This is a genomic window from Paenibacillus cymbidii (assembly GCF_004764705.1).
Taxonomy (GTDB): Bacteria; Bacillota; Bacilli; order Paenibacillales; family NBRC-103111; genus Paenibacillus_AN; species Paenibacillus_AN cymbidii.
Window position 1 is genome coordinate 120,231 of record NZ_SHLX01000023.1, and the last position, 19,034, is coordinate 139,264.

Genomic DNA, 19,034 nt, shown 5'->3' on the forward strand with positions numbered 1-19,034 from the left:
AAGGCCGGTCATGCGCGCAGTACGTGTGGGAGGAATTTTCGCAAATGCCTGAACAAAACAAGAGGGGGCAATCGTCCTCGCGCAACCGAAGCGCCAGGAAGCGGCTCCGGATCGTCCCGCTCGTGTTTCTCGGGCTGCTGTTCTGGGCCATTCCGAATGCATGGGCGCAGATGGGAAAGTTCGACGAGAAGTCGGCAAGAATCGGCGAATTGAATACGAAGCTGGCCGAAACGAAAAAAATCAATGAAGAAATGAAGCGCGAAGTAGCAAGATTGAACGACCCTGAATATAGAGAAGAGAAGATGCGCAAGCAGGGGTACGCCAAGACGGGCGAAACGGTGTTTGACATTCCGAACGCAGGCAAATAGCGGGTTGTTGACCGCTACATATGCATCAGTATATAATCGTCGTAGCTGCAGTCCGGGGCGAAAAATTAAGGGAGGAACAATTTACTTTATGGCAATTGAAGTGGGCAGCAAGCTGGAAGGCAAAGTGACGGGAATTACTCACTTCGGAGCGTTCGTGGAGCTACCGGAAGGCGGAACCGGTCTTGTTCACATCTCGGAGATCGCCGACAACTATGTCAAAGACGTCAACGATCATTTGAAGCTGAATGATATGGTGACGGTCAAGGTGATCAATGTGGACAAAGACGGCAAGATCGGCTTGTCGATCAAGCAAGCGGTCGACCGTCCTGCCGATGCGGCGCCGCGTCCTCCGAGACCTGAACGTCATGGCGGCCCTTATTCCGGCGAGCGTCGCGAAGGCGGAGGAGGCGGGTTTGGCGGCGGCGGTGGTGGCCGTGGCGGCAGACCGTTCCGCGCGCCGGCTGGCAGACCGTCCTTCGAGGACAAGATGTCGCGCTTCTTGAAGGACAGCGAAGAGCGCATTTCCTCCCTTAAGAAGAACACCGAAGGCAAGCGCGGCGGCCGCGGGGCCAGACGCGATTGAAGCATATGAACCGTACCGGCAGATGATTGCCGGTACGGTTTTTTTGGCATGTAAAGAGTTATACGTTCCCGGGGGAGCGGGAAGCGGAGGCGTGCGTCCGGGAGGCAGGAGCCGAGCGGCGACAAGCGTTACGACACCGGCTATCGAGCCATGAAAAAAAGCCTCGCTCCAAAAACATCCCAAGAGCGGCTGTCTCTGATTCGCTGACGGGTGCCCGCTTCTCCACGCATGCGGACGTGCCGCTTGACAGCCGCTTTTGCGCTGGTATATACTCTTGCTTGTTATGGCGGCGTAGCTCAGCTGGCTAGAGCGTTCGGTTCATACCCGAAAGGTCGGGGGTTCGACCCCCTCCGCCGCTATTCATGTTTTATACGGAGAACGGCTTGTACCCGGACCGTCGGGTGCAGCCGTTCTTTTTTCTTCGGTTATTGTCGAAAAATTTAAGCAAATCTATCACGCATTCTGACAAACTTCCTGGCGAATCCCTTTTATAATAGGGCACACACTTCGGTTAGGTGGTGTCCAAAGCAAATGCCCAATGTAAATCGAACGGAAGAGGCGACGGCAGACGGGAAAGACCAGGTGTTCGCGCGCGCCTACTTATCGCTCAAGCGAGCGTTGACCGAAAATGCCGTGATGCAAGCCTGGAAGCTGAAACGGATGACGCTTGTGCTGCTGGCAATGGCCTTTCTGCTCGGGCGAGCGACGATTCTGGACCAGATGTCGCCGTTTGCCATCGCGTTTTTTGCCGTGATTTATTTTCTGCGCAAAGATTTGATTTATTTGACCGGTCTTGCCCTCGTCGCCGGCAGCATCGCCTCCATGCAGTCGAACGCGGGGTATATCGTGACGGAAATGCTCGTGTTCCTGCTGATCCAGCGGGGACTGGAACGATTCGAGCGTGCGGACATTTCGTTCACGCCGTTGCTCGTGTTTGTCTCCACGTTCCTCGTCCAACTTTTCGCGCATGCCGTCGAACTGAAGTTGAGCGGGTACACGTTGATGCTGACCGGCGTCGAGGCGCTGCTCAGCTTGATTTTGACGCTGATCTTCATCCAGTCGGTGCCGGTTTTCACATTCACCCGCAAGAAGCAGGGGCTGCGCAACGAAGAAATCATTTGTCTCATTATCCTGCTGGCGTCGGTTATGACGGGAAGCGTCGGCTGGTCTGTGCAAGACGTGACGTTCGAGCATGTGATGTCGCGGTACTTGATTCTTGTGTTCGCGCTTGTCGGGGGAGCGCCGCTTGGCGCCTCGGTTGGCGTCATCACCGGGCTGATCCTCAGTCTGGCCGATATGCAAGCGGTCATGCAGATGAGTCTTCTCGCTTTTGCCGGCATGCTGGCGGGTTTGCTGAAAGAGGGGAACCGGCTGGCGGTAGCGTTCGGCATGCTGCTCGGTTCGTCGATTCTGACGATCTATCTCGACAATCAGTCGCAGATCATGACGTCGACCTGGGAGTCGCTCGCCGCAATCGTGCTGTTCCTGCTTACGCCGCGCAGCTTCGTGCAAGCGCTGGCGAAATACGTGCCCGGCACGCAGGAAAATTTGAAAACCCATTACGATTACGCCAAACGCGTACGGGAGGTGACGGCAGCGCGGGTGATGCAATTTTCCGAGGTATTCCGCCAGCTGTCGCGCAGTTTCCTGCAATTGACCGGCGAAGGCGGAGCGGACAAGCGAGAGCAGCAAATCGAGCATTTCATGACCGAGGTGTCGCATCGGGTATGCACGACCTGCTGGAAGCGCAAGCAATGCTGGAATGGCGAGTTTTATCAAACGTACAAGTACATGACGGAAATGATGAGCGCGATCGAAAAGAAAGAAACGATGAGCAAAAAAGACGTGCTCCCCGCGTGGAAACAAACGTGCGTGCGCACCGACCAGGTGCTGGATCATTTGAAGGGCCAATTCGTGATGTACAAGCACGACCTCCACTGGAAAAAGCAGATCGCCGACAGCCGCCGGCTCGTGGCGGATCAATTGACCGGCGTGTCCCAGGTGATGGAGGATTTGGCCAAGGAGATCAAACGGGAAGGCATGGCGATGATCGTCCAAGAGGAGCAGATCCGCACGGCGCTGGAGGAGCTGGGCTTGTCGATCCAAAGCATCGACATCATCAGCCTCGACGAAGGGAATGTCGAAATCGAGATCGTGCACCGGTATCGCGGCGGCTTTGACGAGTGCCGCAAAATTGTGGCGCCGCTGTTGTCCGACATTCTCGGCGAAAATATTGTGGTGAAGCGGGAACAGCCGATCGAGCGGGAGGGCGGCGGCAGTACGGTGACGTTCGGTTCGGCGAAGGAGTTCGAAGTCGAAACGGGGGTGGCGGGGGCTGCCAAAGGCGGCGATCTGCTGTCGGGCGACAGCTTCACGACGACGGAGCTCGGCAACGGAAAGTTCGTCGTGGCGCTCAGCGACGGCATGGGCAACGGCGAACGGGCGCGGGCCGAAAGCAGCGCGGCGCTGACGATTCTGAAGCAGCTGCTGCAGTCCGGGATGAACGAGAAGCTGGCGGTGCAGTCGGTCAATTCGGTGCTGATGCTGCGTTCGGTCGATGAAATGTTCGCCACGGTCGACATGGCGCTGATCGATCTGTACAATGCGCGCACCACGTTTCTGAAAATCGGTTCGACGCCGAGCTTCATCAAGCGGGGCGGCGATGTGCTGCCGGTTACGGCAAGCAATTTGCCGGTCGGCATTCTGGACGATATTGACGTCGATCTGGTCAGCGTCCAGCTGCTGCCGGGCGACATGCTCATCATGATGACCGACGGCGTCTTCGATGCCCCGGGCATTGCCGTCAACAAGGAGCTGTGGATGAAGCGCGTCGTCGGCGAAATTCACGAAGAGCGGCCGCAGGAGTTCGCCGACTGCCTGCTGGAGCGGGTGGTGCGCCACATGCAAGGCGATATTATTGACGACATGACGATTCTCGTCGCCCGCATCGAAAAGTACCAGCCGGCCTGGTCGACGTTCCGCTGGCCGGGCATGGCCCGCCTGGAGCGGCCGAAGACGGTGAGTTGAGCAAGGCAAATGGAACACCCGTTCATTGCGATGGAAGCTGCAGCCGCTGCGCTTCCTCGGGATGGCGGGTGTTTTGTTATGCCTGCCATGCTGCAGCCAACCGCGCTGCAAAAAAAACCGATAACTTCCGGCAATTTGACCGATTCGCCGCTGCTAGCGGTCGTTAGCCGGCCATTCGCAATTGAAACCGATTGCATCAAATCTCGCCCATATACGCCACAGTCGCCGGCATGGTACAACAAAGCCAGGACGGGAGCCGCCAAACGGCGACAGGATTGCGCCGGCGCCGACGCAGTCCGGACACTCCCCCCGGATAGACGAAGAAAGCTGTTCCGAAAGGAGGGGGCACCGCGACCGATGAAACCGGAAGGAATCGCAGCAAGAGCAGCTTCGGGCGGCGGCCGATGGCGTCGCAAGCTTCGCCGGGCGACGGTCAATTACGAGCTGTATTTGTTTGTACTGCCGGCAGTGATCTATTATCTCGTCTTCCATTACTGGCCGATGTACGGCGTGCAAATCGCCTTCAAGCAATTCAACCCGGTGCTCGGCATTCAAGGCAGCCCATGGGTGGGGCTGCAGCATTTTATCCGCTTCGTTCAGGCGCCCAGCTTCCTGGATATTGTCGGCAATACGCTTGGCATCAGCCTGTATTCGCTGCTGGTCGCTTTTCCCGCGCCGATCATCCTGGCGCTGCTGCTGAACGAAATTCGCAGCCGCAAATTCCGCCGCGTTTTGCAAACGGTTACGTACGCGCCGCATTTTATCTCCATGGTCGTACTGGTCAGCATGATCATGATTTTGCTGAATCCGACCTACGGGCTGGCGAATACGCTGCTGGCCGCATTTGGAGCGGAGCCAATCGATTTTATGACCCGGAGCGGATGGTTCAAGTCGATTTATGTGCTCTCGGACGTGTGGCAAAATGCCGGCTGGAGCTCGATCATCTATTTGGCTGCGCTCGCCGGCATCGATCCCGAGCTGCACGAGGCCGCCATGATCGACGGCGCGTCGCGGCTGCAGCGCATTCGGCATATTAACATTCCGGGTATTATGCCGACGATGGTCATATTGTTTATATTGGCGATGGGCGGGGTTATGTCGGTCGGGTTCGAGAAAGTATTTCTGATGCAAAATCCGCTTAATCTGGAGGCGTCGGAAGTGATCTCCACCTACGTTTACAAGGTGGGGCTGCTGCAGGTGCAGTACAGCTTCTCCGCCGCTGTCGGGCTGTTCAATTCGGTCATCAACTTCGTGCTGCTGCTGATTGTGAACGGAACCGTCAAGCGCATCGGCCAAACGAGCCTGTGGTGAGGAGGGGAAATGCATGAACGAAGCCAAACGTATCCGCAGCAAAGAGGATGTCGTGATCGACGCGGTCGTGTTGACGATCGGCATTGTGATTCTGATCCTGGTGGCTTATCCTCTTGTGTATATTGTGAGCGCTTCCGTCAGCGATCCGATCCAAGTGACGATGGGCAACGTGTTTTTATGGCCTAGAGGGTTAACCTGGGAAGGGTATGGCAAAATATTCGAATACCGGGCCATCTGGATCGGATACCGCAACACCTTGTTTTACACCGTAGTCGGCACCAGTCTCAACGTTTCGTTGACGCTGGCCTGCGCCTATGCGCTGTCGCGGCGGGATTTTGCCGGACGCCATGCGATTACGCTGCTGATGACGTTCACCTTGTTTTTTGGCGGCGGGCTGATCCCGACCTACCTGGTCATCAAGCAGCTTGGACTGATCAACACCGTGTGGGCGCTGCTGCTGCCAAACGCCATGTCCGTATGGAACGTCATTATCGCGCGAACCTACTTTCAGACGTCGATTCCGAACGAGCTGAAGGAGGCCGCCTTCATCGACGGCTGCTCCAACACGCGGCTGTTCCTGCGCATCGTGCTGCCGCTGTCGAAGCCGATCATTGCTGTGCTGGTGCTGTTCTATGCGGTAGGTCACTGGAATTCGTTTTTCAGCGCATTGATTTATTTGTCCAATATGAAGCTGTATCCGCTGCAGCTGTTTCTGCGCAACATCCTGATTATGAACCAGATGGTCGACATTATGGGCGCGGACAGCGAAACGATCGAAATGCTGATGCGCAACATGCAATTGAAGGAATCGATGAAATTCGGCATCATCATCGTTTCGTCGCTGCCTGTGCTGGTGCTGTACCCGTTTCTGCAGAACTATTTTGTCAAAGGCGTCATGATCGGCGCCATCAAAGGGTAACATGGACGATGATAAGGGAGGTCCGAACGGAATATGCGCAAACCAATCGTTATGGTGGTATCCCTGGGCATGCTCGCCGCGATGATCGCAGGCTGCTCCTCGGGAGGAGGCAAATCGGCGGACGGTTCGCCGGCCGCAAGTGCCGGAACGGGGGCCGCTGTCAACAAAACCGGATTTCCGATCGTGAACGAGCCGATGACGGTCAGGGTACTGTATCCGCGCGACCCGAAGCACGGCGATTTCGAAAAAATGTGGTTTATCAAGGAGTTGGCCAAAAAGACGGGCATCACGCTCAAAATCGAAGCGGTCGAAGCGGCGGGCTGGGAAGAGAAGAAAAACCTGGCGTTCGCCACCGGCGATTTGCCCGATCTGTTTCTGTCGGGAATCACGTCCAAGGACGAAAACACGTACGGGCCGCAGGGACTGCTGCTCAACCTGACCGATCTGATCGACAAGTACGCGCCGACGGCCAAGGATTTGCTCTCCAAATACAGCGATGTGAAAAAATCGTTCACCTTCGAGGATGGCTCGCTTTATGTGCTGCCGGTGTTCGACAGCTTCGACCGCGACTTGCTCGGACTCGGCTACACCTCCTTTATCAACAAGCAATGGCTGCAAAATGTCGGGCTGCCGATGCCCAAAACGCTGGACGATTTGTACGCGGTGTTGAAAGCGTTTAAGGAAAAGGATCCGAACCAAAACGGCAAGGCGGATGAAATCCCGATGTCGGGCCTGGCGGGCGGCTCGATCAAGATGGTCGTGCTGTCGGCAGCCGGCTATGCCGATTCGCGGCACGACGTTGTGGACGGCAAGTATGTGTATGTGCCGATGCAGCCGGCGTATAAAGAGTATTTGAGCTACATGAACAAGCTGTATGCGGAAGGCTTGCTCGACAAGGAGTATTTCACCCAGACGCGCGAGCAGCTTGTGGCCAAAGAAACGAATTTGCGGCTCGGCTTGTATACTGACGGGTCGCCCAATTCGAACATCAAGAACAACGATTACAAGCAGTACACCGTGCCGCCTGCGCTGACCAGTGCCGTCAATTCGAAGCCGGTGTGGAAGAAGACGCCGCAATACGCCCGCTACGGCACGTTCGCGATTACGAAGAAAGCGAAAAATCCGGAAGCGCTCATCCGGCTCGTCGATTTCCTCTACTCTGACGAAGGCAGCATCATGGGCCGCTCCGGACCCGAGTACGGCAAGTGGGATGGCAACGGCGGCTACGAATTTATCGATTTCAACGGCGTGAAGGCGTTCAAGCCGCATTACGACGGGTTCGCCACGTATTTCGACTTCCGCGCGACCCAGACGCTGTTGAACGTTCCGCTGCACATGAGCCAGCAGTACGGCACGTACTTGACTTACGGCGACGAGAAGAACGCCTGGTTTACGGATATTTTGAACGAAAGCGGCCGCGCCAAGGTGTACCGGTTGTCATACCCCGAAGTGAAATTCAAAGCCGACGAACAGACGAAAATCGCCTCGTATGTCGATATGGACAGCTACGTCGATCAGATGGAAGCAAAATTTATAATGGGCGAAACGCCGCTCACGCAATGGGATGCGTACATCGCCACGCTGAAGAAGATGGGCGCCGACGAAATGGCGGGGATACGTCAGACGGCGTATGACCGTTGGAACAAGGCAAGCAAATAAAAGGAAACGCGTCTTGACGGCGAACCTTGGTCGCCGTCAAGACACCAAGCTGCCGGGAGAGGAAGAAGCGATCATGGCTGAAGCAAGCCGAATCACTAATCATTTTACGAACCGCATGCCGCTGCCGAGGCTGCATGTCGACCGGGCCACCGTATTTGCTCCGATCGGACCGAAGGACTGGACATTTTCCCATCAGCCGCATATCGCATCCTTTCAAGGGAAGCTGGTGGCGTGCTGGTCGACTGCTCTAATTGACGAGGATGGACCCGGACAGCGTGTCGTACTGTCGACGTCCGACGATTTCCATCATTGGACGATACCGGTGCCGGTCGTCGATACAGCGATGGGGAAGACATCGGAGCTCGTCTGGACAGCTGTCGGCTTCCACGTCCACGGCGATACGCTGACGGCTTACATCGGGCGGTACGAATACGAGGACGGCAACTATCGCCGCGATCGCCGGCTGGATATGGGTCTGGCCGCGTATACGACGAAGGACGGCTTGTCGTGGGAGGGACCTTACGATTTCGGCATTCCCGCCAATCCGAACCACGGCCCGCAGCGCACATCGAGCGGACGGTTGATCATCGCCGGACACGTCATGTTTCCGTACACCGACGATCCGGCCGGACTTGTCGGCTGGAAGGCGTCGGGCCTGTTTCCCGCCGCAATGGAAGCGGGGCTGAAGGATTGCTTCCATTCCGCCGGCAGATTGGCCGAGGCGCTGGATTGGCCCGTTCATTTCACGGAGGGCTCCCTTCACGAGACCGATGACGGCTTGCTGCACATGATGCTGCGCACGTCCGGTCGGCGGATATGGGCGAGCCAAAGCCGTGACGACGGCGCGACCTGGTCGAAGCCGGCGGAGACCGGGTTTACCGACAACAACTCGCGTTTCCACTTCGGCAGGCTGCCGGACGGCCGGTATTATTACGTCGGCAATCCCGATCCCGACCCGTCGTATATTCGCCGCCGGCTGGTGCTGTCGCTGTCGGAGGACGGCTACTCGTTCGACCGCCACTACGAGCTGATCGAAGGGGAGCGGGAGCCATTGTACGCCGGCACTCATAAAGGGGGCACATATGCGTATCCGCACACGGTCATACACGACGATGCGCTGGTCATCGTCCACTCTGTCAGCAAAGAAAACATCGGCGTACTGCGGGTGCCGCTGCGTCAGCTCGGCTAACGGAACAGGATAATAGGAAACGAACTACAACAAGCTCCCGAATGGTCAAGGGCGATGCCAAACAGCTCCCGACCCCGTCGGGAGCTGTTTGGCATTCGATTCGCGGCTGCGCGTCCTGGACGCTTCTCCGCGGGGCGCTGCATACTCCCAACGATCCCTAAGGCAAAGCGGCGGAGGCTGCCGGCTTGCCGGCTTACTGTACCGGCTTGACCGGTTCCCATACGGCTTGATCCGCATTGGACGCAGCAGCTTCCGTTTCCGGATCGGTTTCCTCCTTGGCGTAGAGCTTGCGGTACTGACCGGGCGTGATGCCTTCCTCGCTCTTGAATTTGCGGATGAAGCTCGTCATGTCGATGTAGCCGATGCTGGCCACGATATCCTTGATCGGCATAGCCGTGGAGACAAGCTCCCGCTTCGCCGCTGCAACCCGCATTTTCCACAAATAATCGGAGAAATGACAGTTAACCTTCTCTTTGAAAAACCGGCTCCAATAATAATTCGAATAGCCGAAACGGTCGGCGATGCTGTCGAGGCTGATATTGGCGTCCTTGTAGCGCTCTTGCACGAAAGCGAGCACATGCTGAATCAAGCCGGTATCGCGCCGCTCGTTCCGATCGGCGACGCAGGTGCAGATTGCATCGATCAACGATTCGATATGCTTGCGGAAATCGCCGATCGAAGACAAGTCGAGCGCCTTGCCGACGAGCTCGGGCAGTTTGCCCGAATCGAATTCGGCTTGGGCGAAAGAAATATCCTGCATGACGTGAATGACGGTGTCGGCGATTTTGTAGCAGGCGAAACGGAAATAACCGGTGCCGACTTGTTCGCCGGGCAATCCGTCCAGCATGCGATGCAAAGCTTCCTTCGCCAGCACGCGATCGCCCTGCTTCAGGCTGTGGGCCAAATAGAGCGTTTCCTCCACCGACAACAAATACGAAGCGGTCGTTTGCGAAACGTCATCGAAGAAGACGACGGGCCGCTCGCGATTCGAAGCGTGGAGCTCGGCTGCTGCGAATGCTTCGATGCAGGAGCGGTGAAGGCCGCCGACGTCGTTGTAAATTTTGCCAACGCCGATGCGCAGCCCGGGTCTGGCGCTCTCCGGGCAAAAGGCGACGACGGCTTCCGCCATCGCGAGCAGATCGTTGCGGCCGTTCGGCTGCTTGACGTTGGCGGCGACGGCGATGGCGTTCCCGTTGCCGAATTCTACCGCATAGGCGACACCGCGAGAGGAGTATTCGCTCCAGAACCGGTCGAGCAGCTCGCCGTTTCGCTGCGGCGTCTCCGCATCGTCCGCTTCAAAGTCGATTAGGAGCGCCGCGAAGCAAGGCCCTGCCAAATCGAGTCCGCTCGATTGCAATAGCTGAGTCCGATCGTGCTTGTCGCCGGTTTCTTCCTTCAGCAATTGCAGCAGCACGTTCTGGCGCAACAGCAGGCGCTGGCTGTCAAGCTGGGTAAGCAGCGACTGGTTGGCGGAGAGCGCATCGCCCATAACGAAACGAATTTGCTCGATTTCGCTGGCACCGCCGCGCTGCTCCGATTGCGGAGCATAATCCTTAACGAATTGATGCAGCTTGCGGATCGGACGGTAATTGCTCAGCGCCATCGGCAGCGCCGCCGTAAAGCACAGCAGGATAATGGCGATCGTGCAGCCGATGATGAACAGCTCCTGCGCGTTTACCCGAGCGAGGAACTGCCCGGTCGGCAGTACGGTAACGTAGCGCCAGCCCGACGCCTCGGACAGCGCGGTGAGGACGGAGTAGCTTTGCTTGTTCCATTTCACCGTATCGATGCCGGGTTTCGGATCCTTGAACGCGCGCAGCAGTTCCGTCTCGGATATGTCCCGGCTCTGATTGATGGTCAGCAGCGTTTCGCCGGCCGGACCTATGATGTACGTGCCGCTGTCAAAATCGGTTTTGCCGGCGCCGGCCATCGTTTTGACCGCATTGCCGCGAAAAACGAAGATGGCGGCGCCCGTCTGGAATTCGCCAAACAGCGGAAACGGCACCATGTACATGACGATATCGGAGGAAGGAAACGTTTGGATGGCCGGCGTGTTCAAATGATTGATTTTGTCGTAAAACAGTCTGGTGTCCGCTTCGGCAAAGGCGTAGCTCTGACCGAGCAGCACGTCGACAGACGTGATCCCGCGGGAGGAGTACATCGTTGTGCTTGATTTGAAATATATCATGATATCGCTGGCAAAGGAGTTGCCTGCCTTGTACTTGCCAAGCTCCTCGATTCCTTCGACCAGCTTGTAGTCTTCCCGGGTCAGATTGTAGTAGGACAGTTTCGGGTTGGCGGATATTTGCGCGGCGATGCTCTTGAATTCGCGGATGCGCAGATCGAAGTTTTCCTGGACTTTATCCAGATTGGACAACCGGAACGATTCGACCTCGCCGCGCAAATTGATGACGCTGTTTTTGTACAGCAGCGCAAACAGCAGCGTCACGGGCAGCATGATGATCAACACGTACGAAAGGAGCATCCGGTTCAGCATGCTTTTTTTCTTCAACAATGCATTCCCCTCCGAACGTTTAGCTTGCGGCCGAATGTGCCGGCATTAGTGAATGGTCCTCTCATTATAGTCGCCATGTATGGGTTTGCAAAGATCGGCTTTACGGCTACCGCGCGTGATGTCAAAATGACCGATCGCCGCAAATCCGGCCTATTCCGCACGCAAGCTGCAAGGCGCCGGATCTGTGCTGATGGCCGGGAACTCGAACTGCCGCCTCTTCCGGCAAGCCGCTGGCGTCCAGCTTCGTCGGCAAGCGATACAAGCGCCCCGGGGGACCTGCCGGAACGTTGGCGGTACGTGTGGGGTTTTTGTATAATAGTAGAAACAAGCCGCGCCGCGGTGATTAGACCGCTTCCTTTATGGAAAATACTAACCTATGCAGACGTTTCTATTTTCCGTAATCGAAGAGGAGTGAAAGAGACATGAAACAAATTATTCTCATAACGGATGGCTGCTCGAACGTAGGAGTAAGCCCGGTTGTCGCCGCTGCGCATGCGCTGGAAGAAGGTGTAGTGGTGAACGTCATCGGCGTCATCGACGAAGGTGAAATCGGCGAGCGAGGCGCCACCGAAATTGCCGATACGGCAAGAGCCGGCGGCGGGCTTAGCCGCATCGTCGAACCGAAGCAACTCACTCATACGGTGCAGATGATGACGCGCAAGACGGTAGCCAGCACCATTCAGCAAGTGGTGAACAAGGAGCTGAAGCAAATTCTCGGCAGCGGCGGAGGTCTCGACGAGCTGCATCCCGATAAGCGGGCGCAAGTGGTGCGCGCGATCGACGAACTCGGCGAAACGACGCCGCTGCGCGTGGCGCTGCTGATCGATGCGAGCGCAAGCATGAAGCCGAAGCTGGCGGCCGTCGAAGACGCCATCCGCGACCTGATGCTCAGCTTGCAGGCGCGCAAAGGCGCAAGCGAGATGGCGGTGCTCCATTTTCCTGGCTCCGGCGGTGAGGATACGCAGTTGGATATGCCGTGGACAAGCGAGCTGACCAAGGCGCGCAAGCTGTTCGCCAAGCTGGCGATGAAAGGAACGACGCCTACCGGACCGGCGCTGATCCAGGCGCTGCGGTATGTGCTCGAAACGGATCGAAGCGCGGCAGAAGAACGGGAGGAGCCGCGATACAGGCAACCGGATGTGAACCACCAAGACGCCGAGGATGGGGAGCTGCGTGATTACATCGTCTAACGATCGCCCCGTTTCCCTGGCGCCGGGAAGCGTTGTCAAAGGGAAATGGAACAAAGCCCGCTATCAGATCGAACGATTGCTCGGCGAAGGCGCCAACGGCAAAGTGTATTTGGTTCGCCATGGCGGCGTGTCTTATGCGCTGAAGATCGGCTTCGACACGGTCGACCTGCAATCGGAAGTCAACATGCTGAAGACGTTGTCCCGTCTGCCGGGCAGCTTCAGCCGCTACTTGTTCGACGTGGACGATTTGGCGGCGGGCAGCGTCAGGGACGGCAAGGAATATCCGTTCTACGTCATGCGTTACGTGCAAGGCGAGCAACTGGGCGACTTCGTTCGACGGCAAGGGGCGGATTGGATCGGCCTGATCGGCGCCGGCCTGCTGCGCAAGCTGCGCGAGCTGCACCGGCACGGCTTCGTGTTCGGCGACTTGAAGCTCGACAATATCCTGGTCGGGGCTTACGGCGCGGTCGAACTGATCGACTTTGGCGGCGTGACGCCGAAGGGAAGCGCGGTCAAACAGTTCACCGAAGTGAACGACCGCGGCTATTGGGGGGCCGGCGGCCGCTCGGCGGACGAAGCGTACGACTTGTTTGCATACGCGATCGTGCTCATGCAGCTGCTTGGCAAATCGAAGGAGCGCTTCTTCAAGCAGCCGATCCTGCCGCAAAATCGTTCGCCGGAATGGCTGCAGGAGGAAGTGGCGGCCGATCCGGCGTTTGGCGTTTATGCGCCGTTCGTGCGCAAGGCGCTGGCGGGAGGCTACGCTTCGTCGGAGGAAGCTTACCGGGACTGGCGCACGATCGTGCATGCCGGCATGATGCCCAAGCGAAAGAAGGAGAGCGGCTCGTTCTGGCTGAAGGCGGGTTTCATCGCCTCGGTGGCGCTGTTCGCGCTTGCGTTGTGCGCTTATTGGCCTTACGGATAACGGTCTCCCCGGATTGGCGACCGTTTGCATTCGCATGAGAAAGGGGACTGCGCAATGGAGCATGAGAACAACGAGAACAACCGCGTCCCGGACCGCAAAAGCTTGTCGAACTGGGAGCTCGAGCGCAAAGTGGCGCGCGCCGTCGCCGAGCACAAGCTGGCCGTGCCCGGCGACACCGTCGTCGTTGCCGTCTCCGGCGGCCCCGATTCCGTGGCGCTGCTGCATCTGCTGGCCGCCTTGGCCGGCGAATTCGGCATCCGGCTCGTCGTCGCGCACCTGAACCACCGCTTCCGTGGCGCCGAATCCGACGCCGAGGCCGCATTTGTCGCCGCGCTCGCCGCCGAACTTGCGCTGCCTTGCGAGTCGGCGGCCGTCGACGTGCCGGCGCTTATCGCGGCCAGCGGCGACAATACGCAGGCCGCGGCGCGCGAGGCGCGCTACGCGTTTCTGCACGAAGCCGCCGCGCGGCACGGCGCCTCCCGCGTCGCTCTCGCGCATCACGCCGACGATCAGGCCGAAACCGTGCTGATGCGGCTGCTGCGGGGAGCGGGCGCTTCCGGGCTGCGAGGCATGGCCTTTGCCCGGCGCGATAAAAATGTGGAACTGATCCGTCCGCTGCTTCGTATATACAAGGAAGACCTGCTGGCCTACAACGAAGCGAACGGATTCGCTTTTTGCCGCGACAGCAGCAACGACAAGCGGCAGTATACGCGCAACCGGCTCCGGTTGGACGTAATGCCGCGGCTGCTCACATTTAATCCCCGATTGCCGGAGACGCTGGTCAGGCTCTCCGACGTATTGTCGCAGGAAGACGACTACTTGGACCGGGAGGCGAAGATCGCGTTCGCCCGCATCGTGTCGCGCGGGCCGGAGCAAGGCGGCGCCGCGCTTGAGCGCAGCGATTTTGCCGCACTCCATGTTGCTTTACAAAGGCGATTGATTAAACTAATATTAACTTATCTTGCTTCCGATACGGGTTCTTTGGACTATATCCGGCTGGAGCTGGTTCGTACGGCCATTCTGCACGAGAAGCCGACCACATGGCGTCATGCCGTCGGCGAACGGGTGGTTGTTTATCGCGAATACGAGGCGATTCGGTTTGCCTGCGGTTCGGCGGCAGAGGCCTTGTTTTGCGCGCGGCTGGACAGCGACGGCGGCGAAGTGCCTTTGCCGCAGGCCGGCATGCGGCTGACGGCGACGGCGTCCGGGCAACCTCCCGCCGGGCGGCACGGCAAATACAGCGCAACGTTCGACCTGGAGGCGCTGCACTTTCCGCTTTCCGTGCGCAGCCGCGAAGACGGAGACCGGATCGCGGTGATCGGATTAAACGGCACGAAAAAGGTAAAGGATATCTTCATTGACGAAAAAGTACCGCCCCGTCTGAGGAATCGGATTCCGCTCCTCGTCGATGCCGCCGGAAGGGTGCTCTGGATTCCCGGGTACCGCCTTTCCGCACACGCGCGCGCGAGCGAACGGACAACCCGCTTTTTCCACATCGCGGCGGAGCCTACCGGAAACGAAGATGAAGCGGTAGAATCTTAAACCGTGAGATTTCATAAGCATGAAGGTAGGAGGATTGGCGTTTTGCACAGTGACATTCAGGAAATTTTGTTCGACGCGGACCGCATCCGGGAGAAGGTGCGGGAGCTCGGGCAGCAGATCGGCCGCGATTACGCGGGGCGCAATCCGCTGGTGATTTGCGTATTGAAGGGCGCCTTTATTTTCATGGGCGATTTGGTCAAGGCGATCGACATTCCGCTGGAAGTCGATTTTATGGCGGTATCGAGCTACGGACAGTCGACCAAGTCTTCGGGCGTCGTCAAGATCGTCAAGGATCTGGACGTTCCCGTCGAAGGCCGGGACGTGCTGATCGTCGAGGATATTATCGACAGCGGGCTTACGCTCGGTTACTTGATCGATGTGCTCGAGCGGCGCAACGCGCTTTCCGTCAGCGTGGTCACCCTGTTCGACAAGCCGGCCCGCCGCACCGTCGAGCTGGAGCCGGACTACAAGGGATTTACCCTGCCGGACGCGTTTATCGTCGGCTATGGACTCGATTATGCGGAGAAATACCGCAATCTGCCGTTCGTGGGCGTACTGAAAGAGAAGGTCTACGCCACGCCGGAGGAGAAGTGAAAACCCGATCCACGCTTATCGCATGCAGCCCGGATTCGGCAGTCCAGTCAAGTTGTAGAGCCGAGACATGCTGTGGTAAAATAAAACAAGTGTGCACCGAGAGGAGGTAGGGGATGAATCGGATCCTCCGAAATACCGGATTTTATCTTCTTATATTCTTAGTCGTCATCGGGATCGTTAGATTTATTAGCGCCCAAAATGAAATGGAAGATCAAATCACCTATACTCAATTTCGAGAATATTTGAAGAATACGGAAACGCAATCCGGGGATCTGAAAATCAAGGAGCTGTACATCAAGCCCGAAGGCTTGACCTACGTAATCAAAGGCAAATACGTAGGCGACAACCGCAGCTTCAAGACACGCGCCCCATTTTCCGATCTGACGATCAAGGAAATCGATGACAGCAAAATTCCGAAAGCGGTCTACGAGAAAATGGACGGGGACAGCATCTGGATCTCGTTCCTGACGTCCATCATTCCGTTTGTCATCATTTTCATTTTGTTCTTCTTCCTGCTGAACCAGGCGCAGGGCGGCGGCGGCAAGGTCATGAACTTCGGCAAGAGCCGCGCCCGTCTTTATAATGAAGAGAAGAAGCGGGTCACGTTCGAAGATGTTGCCGGCGCGGACGAGGAGAAGCAAGAGCTCGTCGAGGTCGTCGAATTCCTGAAGGATCCGCGAAAGTTCGCGGCGGTTGGCGCCCGCATCCCGAAGGGCGTACTGCTCGTCGGTCCTCCGGGTACCGGCAAGACGCTGCTCGCTCGCGCGGTGGCAGGCGAAGCGGGAGTGCCGTTCTTCAGCATCAGCGGCTCCGACTTCGTCGAAATGTTCGTCGGCGTCGGCGCTTCGCGGGTACGCGATTTGTTCGAGAACGCGAAGAAGAACGCGCCCTGCATCATTTTCATCGACGAGATCGACGCCGTCGGCCGCCAGCGCGGCGCCGGACTTGGCGGCGGTCACGACGAACGCGAACAGACGCTTAACCAGCTGCTCGTCGAGATGGACGGCTTCGGCGCCAATGAAGGCATCATTATCGTTGCGGCGACGAACCGCCCCGACATTCTCGACCCGGCGCTGCTTCGTCCCGGCCGGTTCGACCGCCAGATTACGGTCGATCGCCCGGACGTCAAAGGCCGCGAAGCGGTGCTTAAAGTACACGCCCGCAACAAGCCGCTAGGCAAGGACATCAAACTTGGCGCGCTTGCCCGTTACACAACAGGCTTCACGGGCGCCGATCTGGAGAACCTGCTGAACGAAGCGGCGCTGATCGCCGCGCGGCGCAACCGCAAGGAAATTTCGATGAGCGAGATCGAAGAAGCGTTCGACCGTGTCATCGTTGGCACGCAGAAGAAGAGCCGCGTCATCAGCGAGCGCGACAAGAAGACGGTCGCGTATCATGAAGCCGGCCATGCGATTATCGGGTACTACGAGCGCGATGCGCACATGATTCACCGCGTGACGATCGTCCCTCGCGGACGCGCCGGCGGCTACGTCATCACGCTGCCGAAGAGCAGCGAAGATCCGCTCGTGACGACCAAGTCGGAGTTGCTCGACCAGGTGACCGGTTTGCTTGGCGGCCGCGCTTCCGAGGAACTGTTCATCGGCGAAATCGGCACCGGCGCTTACGACGACTTCCGCAAGGCGACGTCGATTGTCCGCAGCATGATCGTCGACTACGGCATGAGCGAGAAGCTTGCTCCGATGCAGTTCGGCCATACGCAAGGCGGGCAAGTGTTCCTTGGCCGCGACCTCGGCCACGAACAGAACTACAGCGACGCCATTGCATACGAGATCGACCAGGAAATGCAGAACGTCATTCGCCGCTGCTACGACCGGGCGAAAGAAATATTGTCCGAACATGCGGACCAGGTGCATTTGATCGCAGCGACGCTGCTTGATAAGGAAACGCTCGACAAGGACCAAATCGTGCAGCTGATCGAAAAAGGAAGCGTCGAAGGAATCGACGACACCGACGATCTGAAGGTCAACATCCAAAGCCAGGACCAGCAATCGGAAGCCAATAAACTTGGTTTCGACCGCGAGAAGAAAGAAGAATAGCGAACGAGCGACCTGTCGCATCCGGATGACCTCAAGGCATCCGGATGTGGTCATTTTGGCGGCATTTCGGCATTGACACCCGTTTTAATGTTGTGTAAATTAGGTGTAAATTAAAACCCGCCGATGCGAGGAGACGCTGCCTGACGGCATTTCGAATCCATGGGCCGGGCTCCATAATACAGGCAGCTTGGAGGAGGGGCAGGGGAATGGAAGCACTCGCACTGGAACGGAAGGCGGAGCAGAATGCCGAGCTGAAGGCGCGAATCGCACAGCTGAAGAAAGAGCGAAATGCCATTATTCTGGCGCATTATTATCAGCGCGATGAGATACAGGAAATTGCCGATTTTCGCGGGGATTCGTTCCTGTTGGCGCAGAAGGCGGCCACGACGGATGCCGATGTGATCGTATTTTGCGGCGTTCATTTCATGGGGGAAAGCGCCAAGATTTTGGCGCCGAACAAGACCGTCATCATTCCGGACGAGCGGGCAGGCTGCCCGATGGCCGATATGGTGAATGTCGACGGCTTGCGGGCGCTCAAGAAGCAGCACCCGAATGCCAAGGTCGTCGCTTATATCAATACGTCCGCGGAAGTGAAGTCGGAAACCGACATTTGCTGCACGTCCGCCAATGCGGTGAAAGTGGTCAATTCGGTTGACGCGGATGAGGTTATCTGGGTGCCGGATAAAAATTTGGGCGACTATGTGGCAAAATTCACGAGCAAAAAAATGATTATCTGGGAAGGCTACTGCAACACGCACGATATGCTTACCGTCAAAGACGTGGAAGAGATGAAGGCGCAGCATCCGAACGCACAATTCGTGGTGCATCCCGAATGCCGGCCGGAAGTGGTCAAGCTGGGCGACTTCGTCGGCAGCACAACGGCGATCATCAAATATTGCAAAGAATCGCCGCATACGGAGTTTATTGTCGGCACGGAGGACGGCACCGGCTTCCAGCTCCGCAAGGACAGTCCGGAGAAGACGTTCCATTTTGCCACCAAATATCTCGTATGCCCGAATATGAAAGTGAACAACCTGAAGAAAGTGGCCAAATGTCTGGAAACGATGTCGCCGCAAATATACGTTCCCCCACATGTCGCCGATCAGGCGCGAGCATCCCTAGAGCGCATGCTACAAGTGAAGTAGCATGCGCTGC

14 protein-coding genes and 1 tRNA gene are annotated in these 19,034 nt (G+C 57.6%); 14 read left to right on the forward strand and 1 reads right to left on the reverse strand.

Translation table 11 applies throughout. From position 1 onward, the window contains the following. Window positions 1-44 precede the first annotated feature (44 nt). The 8 genes from EXY20_RS26760 (at window position 45) to EXY20_RS26795 (ending at window position 9,056) form a co-directional block, all read left to right on the forward strand. A complete protein-coding gene (locus tag EXY20_RS26760) occupies window positions 45-368 on the forward strand; it encodes an FtsB family cell division protein (RefSeq protein ID WP_167859547.1) in 324 nt (107 codons plus the stop codon). Between the two features lie 88 nt (window positions 369-456). Next, window positions 457-951 carry a S1 domain-containing RNA-binding protein gene (locus tag EXY20_RS26765; RefSeq protein WP_135555197.1) on the forward strand — a complete coding sequence of 165 codons (495 nt, stop codon included), beginning with the start codon at window positions 457-459 and terminating at the stop codon, window positions 949-951. A gap of 285 nt (window positions 952-1,236) precedes the next feature. Beyond that, window positions 1,237-1,310 (forward strand) — tRNA-Met (locus EXY20_RS26770). Between the two features lie 172 nt (window positions 1,311-1,482). Continuing rightward, on the forward strand, window positions 1,483-3,978 hold the full coding sequence (gene spoIIE, locus EXY20_RS26775) for a stage II sporulation protein E (RefSeq protein WP_135555198.1): 2,496 nt from the start codon (window positions 1,483-1,485) through the stop codon (window positions 3,976-3,978). A gap of 357 nt (window positions 3,979-4,335) precedes the next feature. Continuing rightward, window positions 4,336-5,289, forward strand: a complete 954-nt coding sequence (locus tag EXY20_RS26780; RefSeq protein ID WP_135555199.1) for an ABC transporter permease — start codon at window positions 4,336-4,338, stop codon at window positions 5,287-5,289. 13 nt (window positions 5,290-5,302) lie between these two features. Then, window positions 5,303-6,208: a carbohydrate ABC transporter permease gene (locus EXY20_RS26785; protein ID WP_135555200.1), complete on the forward strand. Its 906-nt coding sequence runs from the start codon at window positions 5,303-5,305 to the stop codon at window positions 6,206-6,208. Window positions 6,209-6,241: 33 nt separating this feature from the next. After that, window positions 6,242-7,867, forward strand: coding sequence for an extracellular solute-binding protein (locus EXY20_RS26790; protein WP_135555201.1), 1,626 nt, complete (start codon window positions 6,242-6,244; stop codon window positions 7,865-7,867). Between the two features lie 73 nt (window positions 7,868-7,940). Then, entirely contained in the window at window positions 7,941-9,056 is a 1,116-nt protein-coding gene (locus tag EXY20_RS26795; protein WP_167859548.1) for an exo-alpha-sialidase, read from the forward strand. Window positions 9,057-9,249: 193 nt separating this feature from the next. Here the strand turns inward: EXY20_RS26795 and EXY20_RS26800 are convergent, their stop codons facing one another. Next, the gene (locus EXY20_RS26800) at window positions 9,250-11,571 is read right to left on the reverse strand and encodes a helix-turn-helix domain-containing protein (protein WP_135555203.1); all 2,322 of its coding nucleotides are present in this window, start codon (window positions 11,569-11,571) and stop codon (window positions 9,250-9,252) included. Window positions 11,572-11,993: 422 nt separating this feature from the next. Between EXY20_RS26800 and EXY20_RS26805 the strand changes: the two genes are divergently transcribed. The 6 genes from EXY20_RS26805 (at window position 11,994) to nadA (ending at window position 19,024) form a co-directional block, all read left to right on the forward strand. Then, complete coding sequence (locus tag EXY20_RS26805) at window positions 11,994-12,761, forward strand: vWA domain-containing protein (RefSeq protein ID WP_135555204.1); 768 nt, start codon at window positions 11,994-11,996, stop codon at window positions 12,759-12,761. Then, window positions 12,745-13,686, forward strand: coding sequence for a serine/threonine protein kinase (locus EXY20_RS26810; RefSeq protein ID WP_235886210.1), 942 nt, complete (start codon window positions 12,745-12,747; stop codon window positions 13,684-13,686). Before EXY20_RS26805 ends, EXY20_RS26810 begins: the two co-directional genes overlap by 17 nt. Before the next feature lie 54 nt (window positions 13,687-13,740). Next, window positions 13,741-15,228, forward strand: coding sequence for a tRNA lysidine(34) synthetase TilS (gene tilS / locus EXY20_RS26815; protein ID WP_135555206.1), 1,488 nt, complete (start codon window positions 13,741-13,743; stop codon window positions 15,226-15,228). A gap of 42 nt (window positions 15,229-15,270) precedes the next feature. Next, on the forward strand, window positions 15,271-15,822 hold the full coding sequence (gene hpt / locus EXY20_RS26820; RefSeq protein ID WP_135555207.1) for a hypoxanthine phosphoribosyltransferase: 552 nt from the start codon (window positions 15,271-15,273) through the stop codon (window positions 15,820-15,822). A gap of 113 nt (window positions 15,823-15,935) precedes the next feature. Then, window positions 15,936-17,879 (forward strand): ATP-dependent zinc metalloprotease FtsH, encoded by a 1,944-nt coding sequence (gene ftsH / locus EXY20_RS26825; protein ID WP_135555208.1) that lies wholly within the window; start codon window positions 15,936-15,938, stop codon window positions 17,877-17,879. A 206-nt stretch (window positions 17,880-18,085) separates the two neighbouring features. After that, window positions 18,086-19,024 (forward strand): quinolinate synthase NadA, encoded by a 939-nt coding sequence (gene nadA / locus EXY20_RS26830; RefSeq protein WP_135555209.1) that lies wholly within the window; start codon window positions 18,086-18,088, stop codon window positions 19,022-19,024. Window positions 19,025-19,034 lie beyond the last annotated feature (10 nt).